Consider the following 19,257-nt stretch of genomic DNA (forward strand, 5'->3'; position numbering starts at 1 on the left):
TTAAATGGAGAAAATAGGTTTGTTTGGAGGTACGTTCGATCCTCTTCACATCGGCCACATGATTCTTGCAGAGGCTGTTCGGGAAGCTTGGAAGCTGGAGGAGATATGGTTTATCCCCTCTCACCTCCCTCCCCACAAAGAGAAAGCTTCCGTCAGCGGCAGGGATCGTATGGAGATGGTCAGGGAGAGCATCAGCCAAAATGACAAGTTCAAAGTCTGTGATCTGGAACTCCTGAGGGGGGATAAATCCTACACTTTGAAAACAGTACGTGAGTTGAAAGAACGGTATCCGGATAAAAAGTTTTTTTTCATCATAGGCGGAGACATGGTCGAGTCTCTCGGGAGCTGGTACCATACTGAAGAACTTATGGAGGAGGTTTCGTTTGTCGGAGTGAACCGTCCCGGTTACTCATTCGGAACTGATTATCCTGTATCGAAGGTGGAAATTCCTCCTCTGTCTATATCTTCCAGTGAAATAAGGGAAAGGATGGAGAGAAATTTGACCATCCGCTATATGGTACCTGAGCCGGTTTACTTTTATATCAAAAGGAAGGGTCTGTATGAACACGAATAGAGAAGTGCTGAAAGAGTTTGTCCGCCCCCATTTAACAGAAGAACGGTTCCGACACACCATACGGGTGACGGATACTGCGCATCAGCTGAGTGGCAGGTTCGGCGGAGACAGTGATAAAATTGAGGAAGCGGGTATGCTCCACGATTATGCCAAGTTCAGGCCGAAAGAGGAAATGGCCCGCTGGATTTCCGGGAGCGTGGAGCTGCCGAAGGATCTTCTGGATTATTCCCCGGTTCTCTGGCACGGACCGGTAGCTGTGAAGATGCTTGAGAAGGAATGGGGGCCGTTGCAGCCGGAGGTACGTACAGCCATCGCTTCCCATACGACGGGGAAAGCTCATATGTCCCTGTATGATAAAATTATTTTCCTGGCCGATTATATAGAGCCTGCACGTGCTTTTCCGGGAGTGGAGGAAGTGAGGGAGATCGCCGAAGAGAGCCTGGACCGGGCCTGTCTCGCTGCCCTTACCAATACGATCGGTTTTCTGATGAAGAAGAAGCAGACCGTCTACCCGGATACGTTTCATGCTTATAACGAACTACAACGAAAACAGGAGGAACATTATGGATAGTAAAGAACTTGTGAAAATAGCGGCTCAGGCCTGCGACGATAAAAGGGCCAACGATATAGTTGCTCTGAATATGGAAGGAATTTCTCTGATCACTGATTATTTCCTGATCTGCGACGGTTCCAATGAAAGACAGGTGCAGGCTATTGCCAAGGAAGTGAAAGACCAGGCGGATAAAAATGGAATTGAAGTAAAGCGCGTAGAAGGAGAAAAGACAGGAAGATGGATTCTTGTAGACCTTGAAGATGTTGTATGCCACATCTTCCACAAAGACGAACGCGACCATTACAATCTCGAAAAACTATGGGGAGATGCCGAAACAATGTCTCTTGAAGGAATAGCGAGTTCATGAGTTACGGGCAGTTAGCCGTCGTTTACGACCGGCTGATGGAGGATGCTCCATATGATGAGTGGAAAGCATTTTTTCTGAACGTTTTATCAAACGAAGAGGTCCGTGCTGAATATGTACTTGAACTCGGGTGCGGTACCGGTGAAATCACTCACCGGCTGGAAGAGGAAGGTTTTAAGATGACCGGCGTCGACCTGTCGGAAGAGATGCTTGCGATTGCTTCCTCTAAACGCAACTCCTCCGTCCGCTGGGTGCAGCAGGATATTGCTAACCTTGAAGGCCTGCGGGGATACGGGGCCGTCATTAGCTTCTGTGATGTAGTCAATTACATCACAGAAGCGCGAGGGCTTGAATCGATGTTTCTGAACGCTTATGAGGCACTCGGAGAAGGAGGGGTGTTCATCTTTGATATCCACTCGCCTTCCCATGCCCATGAACATATGTCGGGTCAGACTTTTGCAGAAGTTTATGATGACCTCAGCTATATATGGTTCTGTGATGAAGAGGACGACGTGATGACCCATGACCTTACATTTTTCGTAGAACATGAGGGGGTCTACCGTCGTTTTGATGAAGTGCATCATCAGCGCATATACCAACCGGACTATATCCGTAAAGCGCTATCGGATGCCGGCTTTGAAATTTCGGGTGTTTACAGCGACTTTTCGATGGATGAAGCAGAAGACGGCGACCGATTATTTTTTGTGTGTAAAAAGGTGTGATAACTTCACATCTTTTTTTCATAGGTGTGTAACTTTAAGGGACGTAAAAGAGGAATATGAGAATAAATGTCGAATATTTACTTACTGACACCATCCCCCTCAAATAACACATCATAACCAATTACCCCTGTTTATCCTCTTCCTTTTCGTTTCCGAAGTCCACTTTCTCCTCCCGTATATGGAGGATCGAATATGACTTTCATAAAAAGATATTGGCCGGCGGGTATCGTACTTATTATCGTTATCAGCCTATTGTTCAATTTTACGACCGGCAGCAGAGAGGAAGTACTAGAGCAGAAAGAAAACCCCTTAATCACAGAGGCGGAGCCGGCGGGCGATGATGAAACAGAAGCTGCGGAAGGTGATCTGATCGTCGATGTTAAAGGGGAAGTCAACGCCCCGGGCATCTATGAAGGGAGGCCCGGTATGAGGGTGTATGACGCTGTGGAGATGGCCGGAGGATTTACCGATCAGGCGGACGAGGCGAGCGTAAATCTCGCTCAGAAACTTGAGGACGAAATGGTTATTCTTGTAACAGTTGTTACCGGGACGGAGGGCGGCGCTGGCTTGGCCGTTTCGGAGCAAGGCGACAAAGTGAAAATTAATTACGCCACAGTGGATGAAATAACGACCATCAATGGTATAGGACCTTCTAAGGCAGAAGCGATTGTAGCCTACAGAGAAGAAAATGGAATGTTCAGGAAGACTGAAGAACTTTTGGAAGTCAGGGGGATAGGTGAGAAAACTCTTGAAAATATGGAGGAATATATTTTGATCCCCTGAAAAGATTTGACGGATCAGGTGGAAGTATTTAAACTTTTTTCAAAAAGGATGTGAGAGCAATGGCTAGAATTGCATGGGACCAATATTTCATGGCCCAGGCTCATTTACTCAAGTCGAGAAGTACGTGTGAACGCCTTTCCGTCGGTGCAGTGATAGTAAGAGAAAAGAGAATGATCGCCGGAGGTTATAACGGAAGTGTCACCGGAGGTGTTCATTGTACAGATGAAGGGTGCTACGTTGTGGACGGTCACTGCATCAGAACGATCCATGCAGAAATGAACGCACTGCTTCAGTGTTCCAAATTCGGAGTAGCCACAGAAGGTGCAGAGATATATGTAAGTCATTTCCCATGTGTGCATTGTACAAAAGCTATCATCCAGTCGGGCATCAGAGCGGTGTATTATGGGGGGGATTATAAAAACCACCCTTATGCCGTAGAACTGCTTCAGCACGCAGGCGTACATACAGAAGAAGTACCGTCGACAGTAGCCATAAGAGATTCTGAGGAAGAGACCCGGCTTATGGATGAAATGCTGGAACGGCTGAAGGAAAGAGACGATCCAGAGTACGAAGAGTTCCGCAGGAAAGTTGATAACCTTACGAATGAACGGATAAGTTCCAATCTGTGAAGGGGAAATGGCATTTTCCCCTTCTCTGTTTTTTACTAGGCGCCTCGTTGATCCAGTTTTCACCATCGTGGGTGATCCTCCTGTTTTTTCTGATATGGATGCTCTTCTTTATACGGTCGGGAGTTTTGTTTCCGGTGATGCTCGCAGCTTTCTTTTCCGGTGTACTCGTATACAGTTTATCTGCCGAGACGATTGAAGATACAGGAAGTCCCTACACGGGAAAAATCCTTTCTCCCCCCAAATATAACGGGAGTGCAGAATCTTTTTCACTGAAGACAGACGAAGGGGTGATTCTGGACATTACTCACTTTGTCGGAGAGGGTAGCTCCTTTTTCTTTGATGAATTCAAAGCAGGTGCTGAATGCAGGGTGCAGGGAGAAATCGAATCGTTCCCTGCAGCGTCCAATCCCGGTGAATTCGATTACTCCGGTTTTATGCAAAAGCGCGGCTACGGGGGGCAGGTAGAGGTCGAACATACTGCTGAAATTACGTGTGACGGATCGAGTCTGCTCGGTGAGTTTTATGAACGAAGAGAAATGGTTATGGACGAGTTGGCAGGGAAGACTTCAATTGCCCTGTGGCCCTGGATGAAAGCTCTTGTTTTCGGGGAACAGACAGAAATCAGGGAAGAGACCCTCCAGGCGTTCCGTAAATGGGGAGCCTCTCATATCCTGGCTATATCCGGCTTACACGTGGGGTTATTGTGTGGCCTGATATACGTTCTTTTCTACCGAAGCGGTGTTATGACGTTGTCACAGGTGAAAATACTGATTCTGTCCGTGCTCCCGATTTTTGCTTTCGTGGCAGGCTCACAGCCTTCCGTACTCCGTGCTTCCCTGATGGCATGTTTTATGGCGATATTGTGGTATTTGAAAATGAAGCCTTCCATGACTGATATATTGTCGGCCGCCGCTTTTATACTTCTTTTCATAAACCCCGCACTTCTTTATAACGCAGGGTTTCAGTTTTCGTTCGCTGTAACATTCAGTCTGCTGCTTTCCGCCAATTTCCTTGGAAGGGACACGCGGGCGTGGGTTCTTTCCCTACGGGTCGCGCTGATATCCCAGTTAGCGCTCCTGCCGCTCCAGCTTTACTACTTTTATGAATTCTCCCCTTTATCGCCCCTGATCAATTTACTGCTCGTTCCTTATTTCACCCTCTTTTTTATTCCTTCCATTTTCCTTTTGTTTCTGATGTTCTTCAGCCTTCCGGAATTCGTATATGAAGCGTTCACAGCAATGCTGGGCAAAATACACGTCAAATTTATCGATGCAGTTCTTTATCTGGGAGAAGAAGTTAACGTACAGTGGGTGACAGGGGAGTTCCCTCTTTCCTGGTTTCTTCCGTACTATTTATGCTTTTACGTAATGATGAACCATGTTGTGAAAGGAGAAAACCGGGCAGCGTTCTGTTACGGAACGCTACTGTCTCTGGTACTTATTGTCCACAGTTCTCTCCCTTACATGAATGAAGAAGGGAAAGTGACTTTTCTGGACGTCGGTCAGGGGGACAGTGCAGTTATAGAACTTCCTCGCAGAAGAGGTGTAATTATAGTGGATGCGGCAGGTCCTCCACACTTCCAGGAGAATCGGGATAAAATAGCGGAAAATATTCTTATGCCTTTTCTCAACTCCCGGGGGATAAAGAAAGTGGATGCAGTGTTCATCACTCATAATGATACTGATCACAACGGCAGTTTCGCCGGTTTGCTTAAAGATATCGATGTCGGCCGTCTTTTCGTCTCCCCTTATGATGAGGGGGACTACAAATTCAAAAAGACGGAACTCTCCGCCGGAGATACTTACGGAATAGAGGGGTACGAATTCCACGTACTGTCCCCGGAGGAAGATCACCTGGATAAAAATGATAATTCACTCGTTTTCCATACTGAACTCGGCGGAAAAGGATGGCTATTTACGGGAGATATTTCGGCAGGGGTGGAGAAAACGGTGAAGGAGGCTCATGGGCTGCTTCCTGTTGATATTCTGAAAGTGGCTCACCACGGCAGTGAAACTTCTACCTCGGAACTATTCCTCGATACTTTTGAACCCGGTATCGGAATTATCTCGGCCGGTCGTAACAACAGATATGGTCATCCCCATCCCGAAGTGCTCCATACACTGGAAAAGGCGGGGGTCGAAGTGTGGAGAACGGACAGACATGGTGCTGTCACTGTCACTTTTATGGATGACAACATTGCGACGGTTACGGGTTTTCTTTCTCCATAAAAAAAAGACTGCCGAAGCAGTCTTTACACGACTATGATCCTAATACGGAAAAAGCCGTTCCGATAAAGAAAATGATAAAGAAGAAAACGAATGAAAAAACAAATCCGAGTCCCGAATCGATGACGTCATTTGTTTTTGTTTGAATTTCTTTTTCAAATTGGTTCATGACTCACCCTCCTATATCTTCATTAAGTATAAAAGAATTATAGAAAAAAATCCAGATGAAAATATATTATCATTGTAAGTGATTACCATTGTGTATGTAAACTTCTTTGTATAAAATGGTCCCGCCGCCTTCCGGAGGTTTTTTTGACAGGAGAAGGATTCCTTTTTAAAATGATAGTGATGAACCAGATAGGAAGTCAGTACGTTTAAATGTGAGCGAGGTTATACTATGGGGAAAATCTACGTGTTATACGGAGAAGAAAGATACCTGATTGAGCAGGAAAGAGAAAAAATTGTAAGAGCAGAAACGACGAAAGAGGAAAGAGAATTCAATTACAGTACGTTTAATCTTGAAGATACGCCTGTAGAAGAAGTAGTGGCGGACGCTGAAACTCTGCCTTTTCTCGGAGATCGTAAACTTATCGTCGCAGAAAACCCTGTATTTTTACTTGCCAAACCTCCAAAGTCGGAAGTGGAGCATGATATAAACCGGTTGTTGACGTACATAAATGATCCCGCACCTTACACAACTCTCGTTCTTATTGCTCCATATGAAAAAGTGGACGAACGGAAAAAAGTGATGAAAGAACTGAAGAAAAAAGCGGAAGTGAAATCCTTTTCGGCCATCAGGGAATGGAACATGGAAGAGTGGGTGGACAAATTAGCCGTGGAACTGAATCTTGACCTGGCATCCGGGGTGAAAGAACTGGTTATACAATCTGCCGGCACCAACCTTATGATTATGAGAAGTGAGCTTGAAAAGCTCGGTCTTTATGCAGAAAATAACTATATCTCCACGGATATTGCCGAGGAGCTTCTTTCATCTTCTCTTGACACTTCAGGACTGAAGCTCGTGGATGCTGTTATTAATAAAGATTTAGGCAAAGCCGTGTCCATTTATAAAGAACTGTTGAGGATGAATGAAGAACCTATTGCTCTCATTGCTCTGCTGGCCTCCCAGTTCAGAATGATCGCCCAGGTGAAGATTTTGAAGCAGAAAGGGTATACGGAAAACCATATGAAAAATTATATTAAAGCTCACCCCTACGTTTTGAAATTGGCAGGCCAGAGGGAAAAGAAATTCACTCAGGAGAAACTGGACCACATTCTTCTTACCCTCGCAAGAACGGATGAGTATATGAAAAGCGGACAGATGGAGAAGGAACTGGCTTTTGAGATGATGCTTTACGATATTATAGCTGAACATAACAGAGGCGCACTTACCCCGTAACGGGGAGGTGCGCCTCTGTTATGTTCATTTTATATACGGTATAAAAAAAACGACCCGCTCACGGATCGTTTGTTGGTCATAAAAGAAAACCTGTTACGCGTTTTGAACAAGCTTCGTCAAGCGGGATTTTTTACGGTTACCGTTATTTTCATGAATTGCTCCACGTTTAACGGCTTTATCAATCTTCTTAATTGCCCCGTCAAGAGCTTCTCCTGCGTTTTGGTCATTGCTTTGCGCCAGTTTTTCTACGCGTTTAATCGCAGTACGCATATCTGATTTGAAAGCTGCGTTCAGTTGACGAGCTTCTTCGTTAACACGTACGCGTTTTTTGGATTGTTTAAGGTTAGCCATTCTTTCACCTCCTAGGTAAAAACAGTAGCATAATTGCATTCGAACAAGGGATATTGTATCAAAGCGGCGCTGTTATTTCAATGATATTCGTTCTGCAATCTTTAAAATAACAAAATAACAAAGAAGGAGAATACGCTCCGGGATCAGTTCCGCTCTGAATCGACGTTACGCAGGAACCGTAGCTGAAAAGGTTGATACAGATGAAGGGATCTAATTGAATAATTCCTGTTCAGTTGCTATAATCAACCTAGCTGTATGCGCGATTTTACTAGGAGTGATATATGTGACAACGCAAATCAAAAAGGAGAATGTGCGTAATTTTTCAATTATAGCCCACATTGACCACGGAAAGTCTACGCTCGCCGATCGTATATTGGAAAAAACGAAGGCGTTGACGCAGAGAGAAATGAAGGAGCAGTTCCTTGACGGAATGGATCTTGAACGTGAAAGAGGTATAACCATTAAGCTGAACGCAGTCCAGTTGAACTACACCTCTGCAGCGGATGAGGATTATTTATTTCACCTTATAGATACACCGGGTCACGTGGATTTTACATACGAAGTGTCGCGGAGCCTGGCCGCCTGTGAAGGGGCGATTTTAGTCGTGGACGCTGTCCAGGGGATTGAAGCCCAGACGCTCGCGAACGTGTACCTCGCTCTTGAGAACGAACTGGAAATCATTCCTGTCATCAATAAAATTGATCTGCCAGGCGCTGATCCGGACCGGATAAAACAGGAAATCGAAGACGTTATCGGTATCGATGCGTCGGAAGCCATTCTCGCTTCCGCCAAAGATGGAGTCGGCATCGACGAAATACTTGAACGGATAGTAACGGACATTCCGGCTCCCGCCGGAGCAAAAGAGAACCCGACAAAAGGGCTGATCTTCGACTCCCTGTATGACTCTTACAAAGGAGTCATCGCTTATACATGTATAAGGGAAGGTTCGATCCGGGTAGGTGACAAAATCCGGATGATGGCGAAAGGGAAAGAATTTGAAGTGACGGAAATCGGCGTCTTCCGCCCGGAGCCTACGCCGGTTAAAGAATTGATAGTGGGTGATGTCGGTTACCTTACAGCTTCCATCAAAAATATCGGAGATTCCCAGGTCGGGGATACTATTACTCTCGTCAAAAATCCGGCTGCCGAACCATTGCCGGGGTATAAACGAATGAATCCTATGGTCTACTGCGGAATGTTTCCGGTTGATTCCAACAGCTATAATGACCTTAGAGATGCTTTGGAGAGGCTTCAACTTAACGATTCCTCCCTGCAGTTCGAAGCTGAGACGTCGCAGGCTCTCGGTTTCGGTTTCCGTACAGGATTTCTCGGTATGTTGCATATGGAAATCATACAGGAACGGATTGAACGGGAATTTAATATCGACCTGATAACTACGGCTCCAAGTGTTATTTACAACGTTATCCTGACGGATGGAACAGAAAAACAGGTGGATAACCCTTCCATGATGCCTGACAACCAGAAACTTGAAGAAGTTCAGGAACCTTATGTGAAGGCGACCGTAATGGTGCCGAACGAGTATGTCGGTCCTGTGATGGAACTTTGCCAGAGGAAACGCGGTAATTTTGTGGACATGAAATACCTTGATGATAATCGCGTGAACATCATCTATGATGTCCCGTTATCCGAAATCGTTTATGACTTTTTCGATACGCTGAAATCACAGACTCGAGGGTATGCTTCTTTCGATTATGAGTTCATAGGTAACCGTACGTCCGATCTCGTGAAAATGGAAATCCTTCTGAACGGCGATACGATTGACGCTCTTTCGTTCATCGTCCATAAAGATTTCGCTTTCGAGCGCGGCAAGCAGATTACGGAGAAGCTGAAAGATCTCATACCGAGACAGCAGTTTGAAGTTCCTGTTCAGGCAGCTATCGGTAATAAGATCGTTGCCAGATCCACTATCAAAGCGATGAAGAAAAACGTACTTTCCAAGTGTTACGGCGGAGACGTTTCCAGAAAGCGGAAGCTCCTTGAGAAACAGAAGGAAGGTAAAAAACGTATGAAGATGGTAGGGTCTGTAGAAGTCCCTCAGGAAGCTTTTATGTCCGTGCTTGAAATTAATGATGATTGATCAACGGAAAACCGCAGGGAAATGCTTGCGGTTTTCTTTAGTGGGGAGGAATAGTATATGAAAATTTCTTCAGCTTACATCCACATTCCGTTTTGTCAGCAGATTTGTCACTATTGTGATTTTGTTAAATTCTTTTATGACGAGAAAGCTGCAGATCAGTATCTGGAAGCGCTGGAAATAGAGATGGACGGGTATGTCCCGGGTGCGAAACAGGTGATGAAGACGATTTATGTAGGAGGCGGCACACCTACCGTTCTGACAGCTGTCCAACTGGAAAAACTGCTTAAAATGATCGACGGCCATTTTGATATAGATAAATGTGAAGAATATACTTTTGAAGCGAACCCGGGTGATCTTGATCAGGAGAAAGCCGATCTGCTTGCGAAGTACGGAGTGAACCGGATCTCTCTCGGAGTTCAGACTTTTGATAATACACTACTGGAGGAGCTCGGCAGGGTTCATAAAGAAGAAGATGTATATCTTAATATTGACAGGTTGCGTCACGCCGGGATAGACAATATAAGCATCGATCTTATGTATGGCCTTCCGAACCAGTCCGTCGAACTCTTTGAGGAATCTGTGGACAAGGCACTCGAACTGAACCTGCCCCACTATTCCTCTTATTCGTTACAGATAGAGCCGAAGACGGTGTTCCATCAGCGGTACAAAAAAGGTGAACTTTCAAAACCCCCGGAAGAAGATGAAGTGGAAATGTATCATCTCCTGCAGAAAAAACTCCGGGAAGAAGGCATTTACCATTATGAAATAAGCAATTTTTCCCGCCCGGGTTATGAGAGCGAGCACAACCTCACTTATTGGGACAACGCTTATTATTATGGAATCGGTGCAGGCGCTCACGGGTACCTGCCCGGAAAACGGACCATTAATATCAGGCCGCTCCCTGCCTATTTGAAGAAAGTATTTGAAGATGGAAAGCCGGTACTGCATGAAGAGCCGGTAGAATTGAAAGAAATGATGGAAGAAGAAATGTTTCTCGGGTTGAGGAAGATGGAAGGTGTTTCCCGGGCACGATTTAAAGAGAAGTACGACAGGGACCCTGACGAAGTTTTCGGAGGAGCTGTCGATACGTTGATCGACCGGGGCCTTTTAGAAGAGGATGGCGGATATATAAAGCTGACGGAACAGGGGAAACTGTTCGGCAATGACGTCTTTGCCTCTTTTTTAATCGACTGAGAATTTTTCCGGTTTATTCGTTGACATCTTTCTGACCTTTTGATAACTTAATTATAGATTTAGCACTCGGAACCAATGAGTGCTAACAGAGGTGATCATCGATGCTAACAAATCGTCAGTTGCAAATACTAAAAGTAATCGTTGATGATTTTATTCTTACTGCCCAGCCGGTGGGCTCACGGTACATTTCCAAGAAAGAAACCGTGGACTTCAGTCCGGCGACTATTCGTAATGAGATGGCGGACCTCGAGGAAATGGGTTTTCTGGAAAAGCTTCATTCCTCTTCAGGAAGAGCACCGTCTGAGAAAGGGTATCGATTTTATGTGGATCATCTGCTTTCTCCCTCCACACTGAGTTCCAGGGAGAAAAACCTCATTCGGGAATCTTTCGGGAAGAAAACGCTGGAGTTTGAACAGGTGGTGGAAAAGTCGGCAGGAATACTTTCTGACCTTACCAATTACACCTCTATCATTCTCGGGCCGGAAGTTTTCGAAACCAGACTTAAACAAATCCAGATTACTCCCCTGTCTCATGAAAAAGCTGTAGCAGTGCTCGTTACCAACACGGGTCATGTGGAACACCGCGTGTTTTCAACACCAGTGGAGATTAAATCGACTGATCTTGAGAAAATGGTCAATATCCTTAACGAGCGTTTGAAAGGCGTGGCTTTGATTGAAGTGCCCGAGAGATTGAATAAAGAAATTTTTTCTCTTTTGAAAGAGCATGCCGAACACTTCAATGATGCTTTCATGTACCTTCGTGCAGCTTTGGCCAATGATAACTCCGCCAAGCTCTACGTAGGGGGAAAGACCAATATTCTGATGCAGCCCGAATTCAAGGACATAGACAGGATAAGGTCTATTATGTCCATGATTGAAGAGGAAAAGGATATTGCCAGCCTTCTGAAAACGAGCGATAAGGGTATTCAGACAATGATCGGTCACGAAAATCCTTTTATTGCCCTTCAGCACTGCAGTATCATTACCGCTAATTACTACCTCGGGAATCAGCAGGTGGGGACACTGGCTCTGCTCGGGCCGACCCGTATGGAATACAACCGCGTAGTAACGTTAGTGGAAGAACTGTCCAGACACATGACGGAAACCTTCAGGGAATGGTATTAAACGAAGGTTCCGCTTGTTGCTGTCACTTTCTTTTGTGATGGTGTTTATATGTGTTATATTCAGTAACGGTGAGAATAACCCTGGGAGGTGGCCTTCATGGCAGAAGAAGAAAAAGACACTAATACTGTTATGAACGAATCGGATGGGACAGAAGAAAACCCTGAAGATATAGTGTCCGAATACACAGAAGAGCAGACAGAACTGGAGAAAGTCGAGCAGGAAAGAGACGAAATCCAGGAAAGAATGCTTCGTGTACAGGCGGATTTCGACAACTTCCGTCGGCGTACACAGAAAGAAAAAGAGATGGATCGTAAATACAGATCCCAGTCTCTCACAGAAGAATTGATCCCTGTCCTGGATAACTTTGAGCGTGCTTTACAGACAGAAGTTAAAGAAGAATCCGCTCAAGGGTTTGTCGACGGGATGAAAATGGTATATAACCAATTGTGGAGCGCTCTTGAAAAAGAGGGTGTGGAAGTAATAAGTGCCCAGGGAGAAACGTTCGACCCTCATGTGCATCAGGCAATGATGCAGGTGGAGGAAGAGGGTTATGAATCAAACGTGGTCGTCGATGTACTTCAGACCGGTTACAAACTGAATGACCGCGTGATTCGCCCTGCTATGGTAAAAGTAAACCAATAAAAGTTTAATGTATTGAAGGAGGATGTCACTATGAGTAAGATTATCGGAATTGATTTAGGTACCACAAACTCTTGTGTAGCAGTGATGGAAGGCGGGGAATCGAAAGTAATCCCTAACCCGGAAGGGAACCGTACTGCTCCATCTGTAGTAGCGTTCAAAAATGGCGAACGTCAGGTAGGGGAAGTGGCGAAGCGTCAGGCTATCACTAACCCGAACACTGTCCAGTCCATTAAACGTCACATGGGCACGGATTACAAAGTGGAAATCGAAGGAAAAGAATATACACCACAGGAAATTTCAGCAATCATCCTTCAGTATCTGAAAGAATATGCGGAAGACTATCTCGGTGAAAAAGTGGAGAAGGCAGTTATTACAGTACCTGCTTACTTCAACGATTCCGAACGTCAGGCTACAAAAGATGCCGGTAAGATTGCAGGCCTTGAAGTAGAACGTATCATTAACGAGCCTACAGCTGCGGCGCTTGCATACGGTATTGACAAAGAAGACCAGGATCAGACAATCCTTGTATATGACCTTGGTGGCGGTACGTTTGACGTGTCCATTCTGGACATTGGTGACGGTACGTTCGAAGTTGTGTCCACAGCAGGGGATAATCGTCTCGGTGGTGACGATTTCGACGAACTTCTTATGGACCACATGGTCAAAGAATTCAAAAAAGAAAACGGAATCGATCTTTCCAAAGACAAAATGGCTAAACAGCGCCTGAAAGATGCCGCTGAAAAAGCTAAGAAAGATCTGTCCGGAGTAGCACAGACGCAAGTATCCCTTCCGTTTATCACAGCGGGCGAAGCAGGTCCTCTTCACCTGGAGATGACAATTACCCGTGCGAAATTCGAAGAGCTTACTTCCGAGCTCGTGGAGCGTACGATGAAACCTACACGTCAGGCTCTTAAAGATGCGAACATGAGTGCATCCGACATTGACCGTATTCTTCTCGTAGGTGGCTCCACTCGTATTCCTGCTGTTCAGGAAGGTATTCAAAAAGTAGTAGGAAAAGAACCTTCCAAAGGCGTAAACCCGGATGAAGTAGTGGCTCTCGGTGCCGCTATTCAGGGTGGAGTGCTTCAGGGAGACGTCAAGGACGTTGTTCTTCTGGACGTAACACCGCTCTCTCTCGGTATCGAAACGATGGGTGGCGTAACGACGAAACTTATCGAAAGAAACACTACGATTCCTACAAGTCATTCCCAGACTTTCTCTACAGCAGCGGACAATCAGACAGCTGTCGATATTCACGTCCTGCAAGGGGAACGTGAAATGGCCCAGGATAACAATACGCTAGGTCGTTTCCAGCTGACTGATATCCCGCCGGCACCGCGCGGTGTACCACAAATCGAAGTTTCTTTCGATATTGATGCAAACGGTATTGTAAACGTTCGTGCCAAAGATCTCGGAACGAACAAAGAGCAATCCATTACCATCAAGTCCTCTTCCGGTCTCTCCGACGAAGAAGTGGAGCGTATGGTTAACGAAGCCGAAGAAAACGCTGAGGCTGACAAGCAGAAGCGCGAAGAAATCGAACTTCGTAACGAAGCTGATCAGCTGATCTTCACTACAGACAAGACGATCAAAGATCTTGGCGAACAGGTAAGTGAAGAAGAGAAACAAAAAGCTGAAGATGCTAAAGCTGAGCTGCAGACAGCACTTGAAGGCGAAGATATTGAAGATATCAAAGCTAAGCGCGACAACCTTCAGGAGCAGGTTCAGGCGCTGTCCGTAAAAATGTACGAGCAGGCCGCCCAGCAACAACAGCAGAATGAAGGCGAAGAAGGTCAGGACGATGTTGTAGATGCTGATTACGAAGAAGTGAACGACGAGGATAAAGACGAAAATAAATAAGAAAGATCAAAAAAGTCAAAGTCAGGATTTTCTTGGCTTTGACTTTTTTCAACAGAATGAACGTGTCAATGCAGGGCAAGCTGGAAGAGGTGATCCGCCTGTAAGGCGGATTTTCTTTCGGACGCCTGTTGAAGGAAGGACGATATCCTTCTATAATTATGCTTGTAACAGAGTTCGGGAGAGTGATTGAATTTGAGTAAACGAGATTATTATGAGGTCCTTGGAATTTCTCAGGATGCTTCAAAACAGGATATTAAGAAAGCTTATCGCAAACTCGCCAGAAAATATCACCCTGATGTAAGCGAAGAAGAAGGGGCTCAGGAGAAATTTAAAGAAGTAAAAGAAGCGTATGAAACACTGAGCGATGATCAGAAAAGATCTCAATACGATCAGTTCGGTCATGAAGGTCCCGGCATGGGTCAGGGAGGATTCGGCGGAGCTGAAGACTTCGGCGGTTTCAGTGACATTTTCGATATGTTCTTCGGCGGCGGCGGGGGACGCAGACGCGATCCGAACGCACCGAGAAGAGGTAATGATCTGCAGTATACGATGACTCTTGAATTCGAAGAAGCGATCTTCGGCAAGAGTACGGATGTAGAGATTCCACGGGAAGAAGAATGTGACACTTGTGACGGTTCAGGCGCCAAGCCTGGCACTTCTCCGGAAACGTGCCCTCATTGTCAGGGGGCAGGGCAGATCAATCAGGAACAGAATACACCGTTCGGCAGAGTCGTTAATCGCCGCGTCTGTCATCACTGCCAGGGATCCGGAAAAATCGTTAAAGAAAAATGTGCGACCTGTGGCGGAAACGGCCGGGTAACCAAAACAGATTCCATCCATCTGGACATTCCTGCAGGTGTGGATGAAGGCCAGCAGGTACGGATTCCAGGAAAAGGAGAAGCAGGTGTCAACGGCGGTCCTGCCGGGGATCTGTATGTAGTTATCCAGGTCAAACGTCACGAATTCTATGAACGTGACGGCGATCACATTTTCTGTGAAGTGCCACTCACATTTGCTCAGGCCGGGCTCGGTGACGAAATCGAAGTGCCGACCCTGCACGGAAAAGTTATGCTGAAGATTCCTGCAGGAACGCAGACAGGCAAAACCTTCCGCTTGAAAGGGAAAGGTTCCCCTAACGTTCATGGCCGCGGCCACGGTGACCAGCATGTTAAAATAAGAGTGGTTACTCCTAAAAACCTGACGGACAGACAGAAAGAACTGCTCCGTGAATTCAACGAAATCAGCGGGAATGAGACAGCCGAAGAACAGCATGGAAACTTTTTCGAAAGAATGAAACGTGCTTTTAAAGGTGAATAATTTTGTGTAAATATAATGCTCGATGTAAGATAGGAAGGAGGAGCTCCTCCTTCCATTTACATGGAGTATTTTGTTTTATGGCGTGTTCAGAGCGAAATGTCGACAAAGACCGCTTTCAAATAAGTTCCGTGATAAAACGACCCTTTTTATTAAATCAATCATTCTCTGTTTTATTTTTGACAGATAAATGAGGAAAGAGCAGGTGGAGGAAATGAATTGGTCCGAAATCAGTATACATACAACAAATGAAGCGATAGAACCGGTTTCAAACCTCCTGCAGGAGTTCGGGGCAGGCGGAGTGGTGATCGAGGACCCGTCGGATCTTGAAAAATATTCCGCGAGATTCGGGGAAATCTATGATCTGGATCCTTCAAATTATCCGAAGGATGGGGTTATCGTTAAAGCATACCTGCCCGAGAGTTCTGCAACACCGGAGGTTATAAAAGAGATCGAGGCCTCAGTGACGTCCCTTACCGATTATGGCATTGATATCGGATATAATGAAATCACTGTAAAGGCCATAAGGGAAGAGGACTGGGCAAACTCCTGGAAAAAATATTATAAACCTGTAAAAATATCCGAAAAAATCACAATTGCCCCGACCTGGGAAGATTATGAAGCGGACACACCGGGAGAACTTGTAATTGAAATGGACCCCGGCATGGCATTCGGAACCGGAACACACCCCACTACGGCTCTCAGTATGCAGGCGCTGGAGAAATATATCAAAGATGGGGATGCGGTACTTGATGTCGGCGCAGGCTCCGGTATTCTCAGTGTAGGAGCCGTGCTTCTCGGAGCTGCCTACGTACATGCGTTTGATCTGGATGAGATAGCCGTTAAGAGTACCAGAAACAATGCACGGTTGAACGGTGTAGAGGACAGGGTGAAAGCGGAAGAAAACAACCTTTTAGAAGGCGTAACACAGGAGGCGGATGTCATTGTCGCCAATATACTTGCGGAGATCATCGTCAAGTTTCCAAATGACGCCTTCTCGTTGTTGAAGCCGGGCGGTTATTTTATAACATCCGGAATTATAGAAGGAAAAAAAGACCTCGTACGTAACAGCCTGGAGGAAGCCGGATTCGAAATCGTGGAAACGACTAACATGAAAGACTGGGTCTCCTATACGGCAAGACGTCCGCTGCAGGAGGACGAATGATGCAAAGATACTTTGCAGGACGTGAAAACTGGAACGAAGACAGAGTGAAGATCACCGGTCCGGATGTGCATCATATACGGAAAGTTATGAGAATGGCCCCTGGAGATACAGTGACAGTAATTCACCCTGACAAGAAAGCTTTTGAGGCGGAAATAACAGAGATAAATGAGGAAGTGTACTGTGCACTGAAACATCCTCTCGAAACCGATCCGGAACTTCCCCAGAAAGTGACCATCGTGCAGGCAATCGGAAAATCCGACAAGGTGGAGTGGGTCGTGCAAAAAGGCACGGAACTCGGGATGGCGGAAATGATCCCTTTTCAGGCGGGGCGCTCCGTAGCGAAATGGGATGAGAAAAGGCAGCAGAAAAAAGTGGAAAGATGGAACAAAATTGCCAAAGAAGCTGCTGAGCAATCGGAAAGACTGATGATCCCCGAAGTTAAATCAGTGGCATCTTTAAAGCAGGTCATCCAGTGGACGGAGGGATTCGGGCATTTGTTGTTCGCTTATGAAAACGAAGCCCGGGAAGAGACGGAATCCCGGTTGTCCGGGTACATCGGAAAAGTGGGCCCCGGTGAAAGCGTCTGTCTGGTTATAGGTCCGGAAGGCGGATTCACCCCGGAAGAAGTTTCTGTGTTGTACCAGGCATCTTTTCAACCGGTGCGGCTCGGCCGTCGCATTTTAAGAATGGAAACAGCCGCTTTATATTTCCTCTCTGCCCTGTCGTATGAATGGGAAGAATAAGAAAACGCTTTTCTTTTGGTTTGAAAACAGTTACTATGGAGTTAGATGTACGAACAAGCTGAAAAGGAGATGTATTATGAGCACACTGGCAAAGATGATCGACCATACACAGCTTAAACCCGAAACGACGAAGGAAAAAATCGAACAGGTATGCGAAGAAGCAAAAGAGTATGATTTCGCTTCTGTCTGTGTAAACCCGTACTGGGTTTCTTACTGTAACGAACAGTTGAAAGATACGGATGTAATGGTTTGTACGGTTATCGGTTTCCCGCTTGGCGCTTCTACAACAGAAGTTAAAGTATATGAAACGAAAACGGCGATTGAACATGGTGCCGAAGAGGTGGACATGGTCATCAATGTAGGGGAACTGAAAAGCGGCAACACGGATGCGGTACAAAAAGATATCGAGGCTGTCGTGGAAGCCGCAGCCGGCAAAGCCACTGTTAAAGTGATTATTGAAACCGCTCTTCTTGAAAATGAAGAAAAAGTCACAGCTTGTGAACTTGCTAAACAGGCCGGTGCTGATTACGTGAAGACCTCGACCGGTTTTTCGGGTGGAGGAGCTACACTCGAAGATGTTTCTCTTATGAGGGAGACAGTCGGAGAGGACATGGGAGTCAAAGCATCAGGCGGCGTAAAAGATTACGAAGATGCAAAACAGATGATTGATGCAGGAGCTACGAGAATTGGAGCGAGTTCCGGAATTGCGATCATTCAGGGAAAAGAAGGCACATCTGATTATTAAGAGCAGAGTGCTTGTTGACCTGATGAATTTGGTGTAATATAATTGACAAAGATATGGGGTCTTTCCATATCTTGAACTAGTTTTGTTTGTTTCGGAGGGAGGGAAGTAATATGTCTAAGACCACTCGCGTACGCAAAAACGAATCTTTAGAGGATGCTCTTCGTCGTTTCAAGAAAGACGTATCTAAAAGCGGTACTCTGGCTGAGGCTCGTAAGCGTGAATATTACGATAAGCCAAGCGTTCGTCGTAAGAAAAAATCCGAGGCAGCAAGAAAGCGCAAGTAAGTGTTCTGTGAAGAGGGTGTAGAGATAAAATGACTATTTCTGAACGTCTTACAGAGGACATGAAAGTCGCTATGAAAGCCAGGGATAAAAAAAGACTTGGCGTTATCCGTATGGTGCGATCATCCATGCAGAACGAAGCGATAAAACTCGGTAAGAATGATCTGACGGAAGAAGAGGAACTGACGGTTTTATCGCGTGAGGTAAAACAAAGGAAAGATTCCCTCCAAGAATTTAAACAAGCTGGTCGGGATGACCTTGTAAGTGACCTTCGGGAAGAAATCAACATTCTAAACGACTATCTGCCGAAGCAGTTGACGGAAGAAGAGTTGGAGACTGTAGTCTCTGAAACTATTAATGAAGTCGATGCTTCCGGTAAAAGCGACATGGGTAAAGTAATGTCTGCCGTTATGCCTAAAGTAAAAGGGAAAGCGGACGGCACCCAGGTCAATAAAGAAGTTATGAAGCAATTATCATAAACAGGGAAAAGG

The 19,257-nt window shown here is 45.7% G+C and carries 21 protein-coding genes; 19 read left to right on the forward strand and 2 right to left on the reverse strand.

Going from position 1 to position 19,257, the window contains the following annotated elements; translation table 11 throughout:
• Window positions 1-4: 4 nt before the first annotated feature.
• The 7 genes from AAV35_RS05365 to AAV35_RS05395 all read left to right on the forward strand — a co-directional run bounded on the left by AAV35_RS05365 (window position 5) and on the right by AAV35_RS05395 (window position 5,853).
• A complete protein-coding gene (locus tag AAV35_RS05365) occupies window positions 5-574 on the forward strand; it encodes a nicotinate-nucleotide adenylyltransferase (RefSeq protein ID WP_008588736.1) in 570 nt (189 codons plus the stop codon).
• Complete coding sequence (yqeK, locus tag AAV35_RS05370; RefSeq protein ID WP_008588738.1) at window positions 561-1,145, forward strand: bis(5'-nucleosyl)-tetraphosphatase (symmetrical) YqeK; 585 nt, start codon at window positions 561-563, stop codon at window positions 1,143-1,145. Before AAV35_RS05365 ends, yqeK begins: the two co-directional genes overlap by 14 nt.
• Window positions 1,138-1,494: a ribosome silencing factor gene (rsfS, locus tag AAV35_RS05375; protein WP_008588740.1), complete on the forward strand. Its 357-nt coding sequence runs from the start codon at window positions 1,138-1,140 to the stop codon at window positions 1,492-1,494. Before yqeK ends, rsfS begins: the two co-directional genes overlap by 8 nt.
• Window positions 1,491-2,213, forward strand: a complete 723-nt coding sequence (locus AAV35_RS05380; RefSeq protein ID WP_008588743.1) for a class I SAM-dependent DNA methyltransferase — start codon at window positions 1,491-1,493, stop codon at window positions 2,211-2,213. Before rsfS ends, AAV35_RS05380 begins: the two co-directional genes overlap by 4 nt.
• Window positions 2,214-2,405: 192 nt before the next feature.
• Complete coding sequence (locus AAV35_RS05385; RefSeq protein ID WP_008588745.1) at window positions 2,406-2,996, forward strand: helix-hairpin-helix domain-containing protein; 591 nt, start codon at window positions 2,406-2,408, stop codon at window positions 2,994-2,996.
• Between the two features lie 59 nt (window positions 2,997-3,055).
• On the forward strand, window positions 3,056-3,625 hold the full coding sequence (locus AAV35_RS05390; protein WP_008588747.1) for a ComE operon protein 2: 570 nt from the start codon (window positions 3,056-3,058) through the stop codon (window positions 3,623-3,625).
• A gap of 71 nt (window positions 3,626-3,696) precedes the next feature.
• Window positions 3,697-5,853, forward strand: a complete 2,157-nt coding sequence (locus AAV35_RS05395) for a DNA internalization-related competence protein ComEC/Rec2 (RefSeq protein ID WP_082409505.1) — start codon at window positions 3,697-3,699, stop codon at window positions 5,851-5,853.
• A 31-nt stretch (window positions 5,854-5,884) separates the two neighbouring features.
• Here AAV35_RS05395 and AAV35_RS05400 read toward each other — a convergent pair whose 3' ends face one another.
• Window positions 5,885-6,019 (reverse strand): YqzM family protein, encoded by a 135-nt coding sequence (locus tag AAV35_RS05400; protein ID WP_008588751.1) that lies wholly within the window; start codon window positions 6,017-6,019, stop codon window positions 5,885-5,887.
• A 228-nt stretch (window positions 6,020-6,247) separates the two neighbouring features.
• Between AAV35_RS05400 and holA the strand changes: the two genes are divergently transcribed.
• Window positions 6,248-7,249 (forward strand): DNA polymerase III subunit delta, encoded by a 1,002-nt coding sequence (gene holA / locus AAV35_RS05405; RefSeq protein ID WP_008588753.1) that lies wholly within the window; start codon window positions 6,248-6,250, stop codon window positions 7,247-7,249.
• Between the two features lie 93 nt (window positions 7,250-7,342).
• Here the strand turns inward: holA and rpsT are convergent, their stop codons facing one another.
• Entirely contained in the window at window positions 7,343-7,600 is a 258-nt protein-coding gene (gene rpsT / locus AAV35_RS05410) for a 30S ribosomal protein S20 (RefSeq protein ID WP_008588755.1), read from the reverse strand.
• 283 nt (window positions 7,601-7,883) lie between these two features.
• Here rpsT and lepA point away from each other — a divergent pair, with 283 nt between their 5' ends.
• The 11 genes from lepA to AAV35_RS05465 all read left to right on the forward strand — a co-directional run bounded on the left by lepA (window position 7,884) and on the right by AAV35_RS05465 (window position 19,245).
• Entirely contained in the window at window positions 7,884-9,698 is a 1,815-nt protein-coding gene (lepA, locus tag AAV35_RS05415; protein WP_008588757.1) for a translation elongation factor 4, read from the forward strand.
• Window positions 9,699-9,755: 57 nt separating this feature from the next.
• A complete protein-coding gene (hemW, locus tag AAV35_RS05420) occupies window positions 9,756-10,892 on the forward strand; it encodes a radical SAM family heme chaperone HemW (protein WP_008588759.1) in 1,137 nt (378 codons plus the stop codon).
• A 101-nt stretch (window positions 10,893-10,993) separates the two neighbouring features.
• Entirely contained in the window at window positions 10,994-12,016 is a 1,023-nt protein-coding gene (gene hrcA / locus AAV35_RS05425) for a heat-inducible transcriptional repressor HrcA (protein ID WP_008588761.1), read from the forward strand.
• A gap of 96 nt (window positions 12,017-12,112) precedes the next feature.
• Window positions 12,113-12,658 carry a nucleotide exchange factor GrpE gene (grpE, locus tag AAV35_RS05430; protein WP_008588763.1) on the forward strand — a complete coding sequence of 182 codons (546 nt, stop codon included), beginning with the start codon at window positions 12,113-12,115 and terminating at the stop codon, window positions 12,656-12,658.
• Between the two features lie 30 nt (window positions 12,659-12,688).
• Window positions 12,689-14,518 (forward strand): molecular chaperone DnaK, encoded by a 1,830-nt coding sequence (dnaK, locus tag AAV35_RS05435; RefSeq protein ID WP_008588765.1) that lies wholly within the window; start codon window positions 12,689-12,691, stop codon window positions 14,516-14,518.
• A gap of 192 nt (window positions 14,519-14,710) precedes the next feature.
• Complete coding sequence (gene dnaJ, locus AAV35_RS05440) at window positions 14,711-15,835, forward strand: molecular chaperone DnaJ (protein WP_008588767.1); 1,125 nt, start codon at window positions 14,711-14,713, stop codon at window positions 15,833-15,835.
• Window positions 15,836-16,046: 211 nt separating this feature from the next.
• Complete coding sequence (prmA, locus tag AAV35_RS05445) at window positions 16,047-16,997, forward strand: 50S ribosomal protein L11 methyltransferase (protein ID WP_040609195.1); 951 nt, start codon at window positions 16,047-16,049, stop codon at window positions 16,995-16,997.
• Window positions 16,994-17,740 (forward strand): 16S rRNA (uracil(1498)-N(3))-methyltransferase, encoded by a 747-nt coding sequence (locus tag AAV35_RS05450; protein ID WP_244890595.1) that lies wholly within the window; start codon window positions 16,994-16,996, stop codon window positions 17,738-17,740. Before prmA ends, AAV35_RS05450 begins: the two co-directional genes overlap by 4 nt.
• Window positions 17,741-17,813: 73 nt before the next feature.
• On the forward strand, window positions 17,814-18,485 hold the full coding sequence (deoC, locus tag AAV35_RS05455; protein WP_095821176.1) for a deoxyribose-phosphate aldolase: 672 nt from the start codon (window positions 17,814-17,816) through the stop codon (window positions 18,483-18,485).
• A gap of 110 nt (window positions 18,486-18,595) precedes the next feature.
• The gene (gene rpsU / locus AAV35_RS05460) at window positions 18,596-18,769 is read left to right on the forward strand and encodes a 30S ribosomal protein S21 (protein ID WP_008588775.1); all 174 of its coding nucleotides are present in this window, start codon (window positions 18,596-18,598) and stop codon (window positions 18,767-18,769) included.
• A 29-nt stretch (window positions 18,770-18,798) separates the two neighbouring features.
• Entirely contained in the window at window positions 18,799-19,245 is a 447-nt protein-coding gene (locus AAV35_RS05465; RefSeq protein ID WP_008588777.1) for a GatB/YqeY domain-containing protein, read from the forward strand.
• The last annotated feature ends 12 nt before the right edge of the window (window positions 19,246-19,257 follow it).

This window comes from Salimicrobium jeotgali (assembly GCF_001685435.2).
Classification (GTDB): domain Bacteria; phylum Bacillota; class Bacilli; order Bacillales; family Halobacillaceae; genus Salimicrobium; species Salimicrobium album.

Coding starts and splice junctions, on each gene's coding strand:
- AAV35_RS05390 (WP_008588747.1), top strand. CDS start 3,056: ATGGCTAGAATTGCATGGGACCAATATTTCATGGCCCAGGCTCATTTA.
- rpsT (WP_008588755.1), bottom strand. CDS start 7,600: ATGGCTAACCTTAAACAATCCAAAAAACGCGTACGTGTTAACGAAGAA.
- AAV35_RS05400 (WP_008588751.1), bottom strand. CDS start 6,019: ATGAACCAATTTGAAAAAGAAATTCAAACAAAAACAAATGACGTCATC.
- rpsU (WP_008588775.1), top strand. CDS start 18,596: ATGTCTAAGACCACTCGCGTACGCAAAAACGAATCTTTAGAGGATGCT.
- yqeK (WP_008588738.1), top strand. CDS start 561: ATGAACACGAATAGAGAAGTGCTGAAAGAGTTTGTCCGCCCCCATTTA.
- AAV35_RS05450 (WP_244890595.1), top strand. CDS start 16,994: ATGATGCAAAGATACTTTGCAGGACGTGAAAACTGGAACGAAGACAGA.
- rsfS (WP_008588740.1), top strand. CDS start 1,138: ATGGATAGTAAAGAACTTGTGAAAATAGCGGCTCAGGCCTGCGACGAT.
- AAV35_RS05380 (WP_008588743.1), top strand. CDS start 1,491: ATGAGTTACGGGCAGTTAGCCGTCGTTTACGACCGGCTGATGGAGGAT.
- grpE (WP_008588763.1), top strand. CDS start 12,113: ATGGCAGAAGAAGAAAAAGACACTAATACTGTTATGAACGAATCGGAT.
- hrcA (WP_008588761.1), top strand. CDS start 10,994: ATGCTAACAAATCGTCAGTTGCAAATACTAAAAGTAATCGTTGATGAT.
- prmA (WP_040609195.1), top strand. CDS start 16,047: ATGAATTGGTCCGAAATCAGTATACATACAACAAATGAAGCGATAGAA.
- AAV35_RS05465 (WP_008588777.1), top strand. CDS start 18,799: ATGACTATTTCTGAACGTCTTACAGAGGACATGAAAGTCGCTATGAAA.
- dnaK (WP_008588765.1), top strand. CDS start 12,689: ATGAGTAAGATTATCGGAATTGATTTAGGTACCACAAACTCTTGTGTA.
- hemW (WP_008588759.1), top strand. CDS start 9,756: ATGAAAATTTCTTCAGCTTACATCCACATTCCGTTTTGTCAGCAGATT.
- AAV35_RS05365 (WP_008588736.1), top strand. CDS start 5: ATGGAGAAAATAGGTTTGTTTGGAGGTACGTTCGATCCTCTTCACATC.
- AAV35_RS05385 (WP_008588745.1), top strand. CDS start 2,406: ATGACTTTCATAAAAAGATATTGGCCGGCGGGTATCGTACTTATTATC.
- holA (WP_008588753.1), top strand. CDS start 6,248: ATGGGGAAAATCTACGTGTTATACGGAGAAGAAAGATACCTGATTGAG.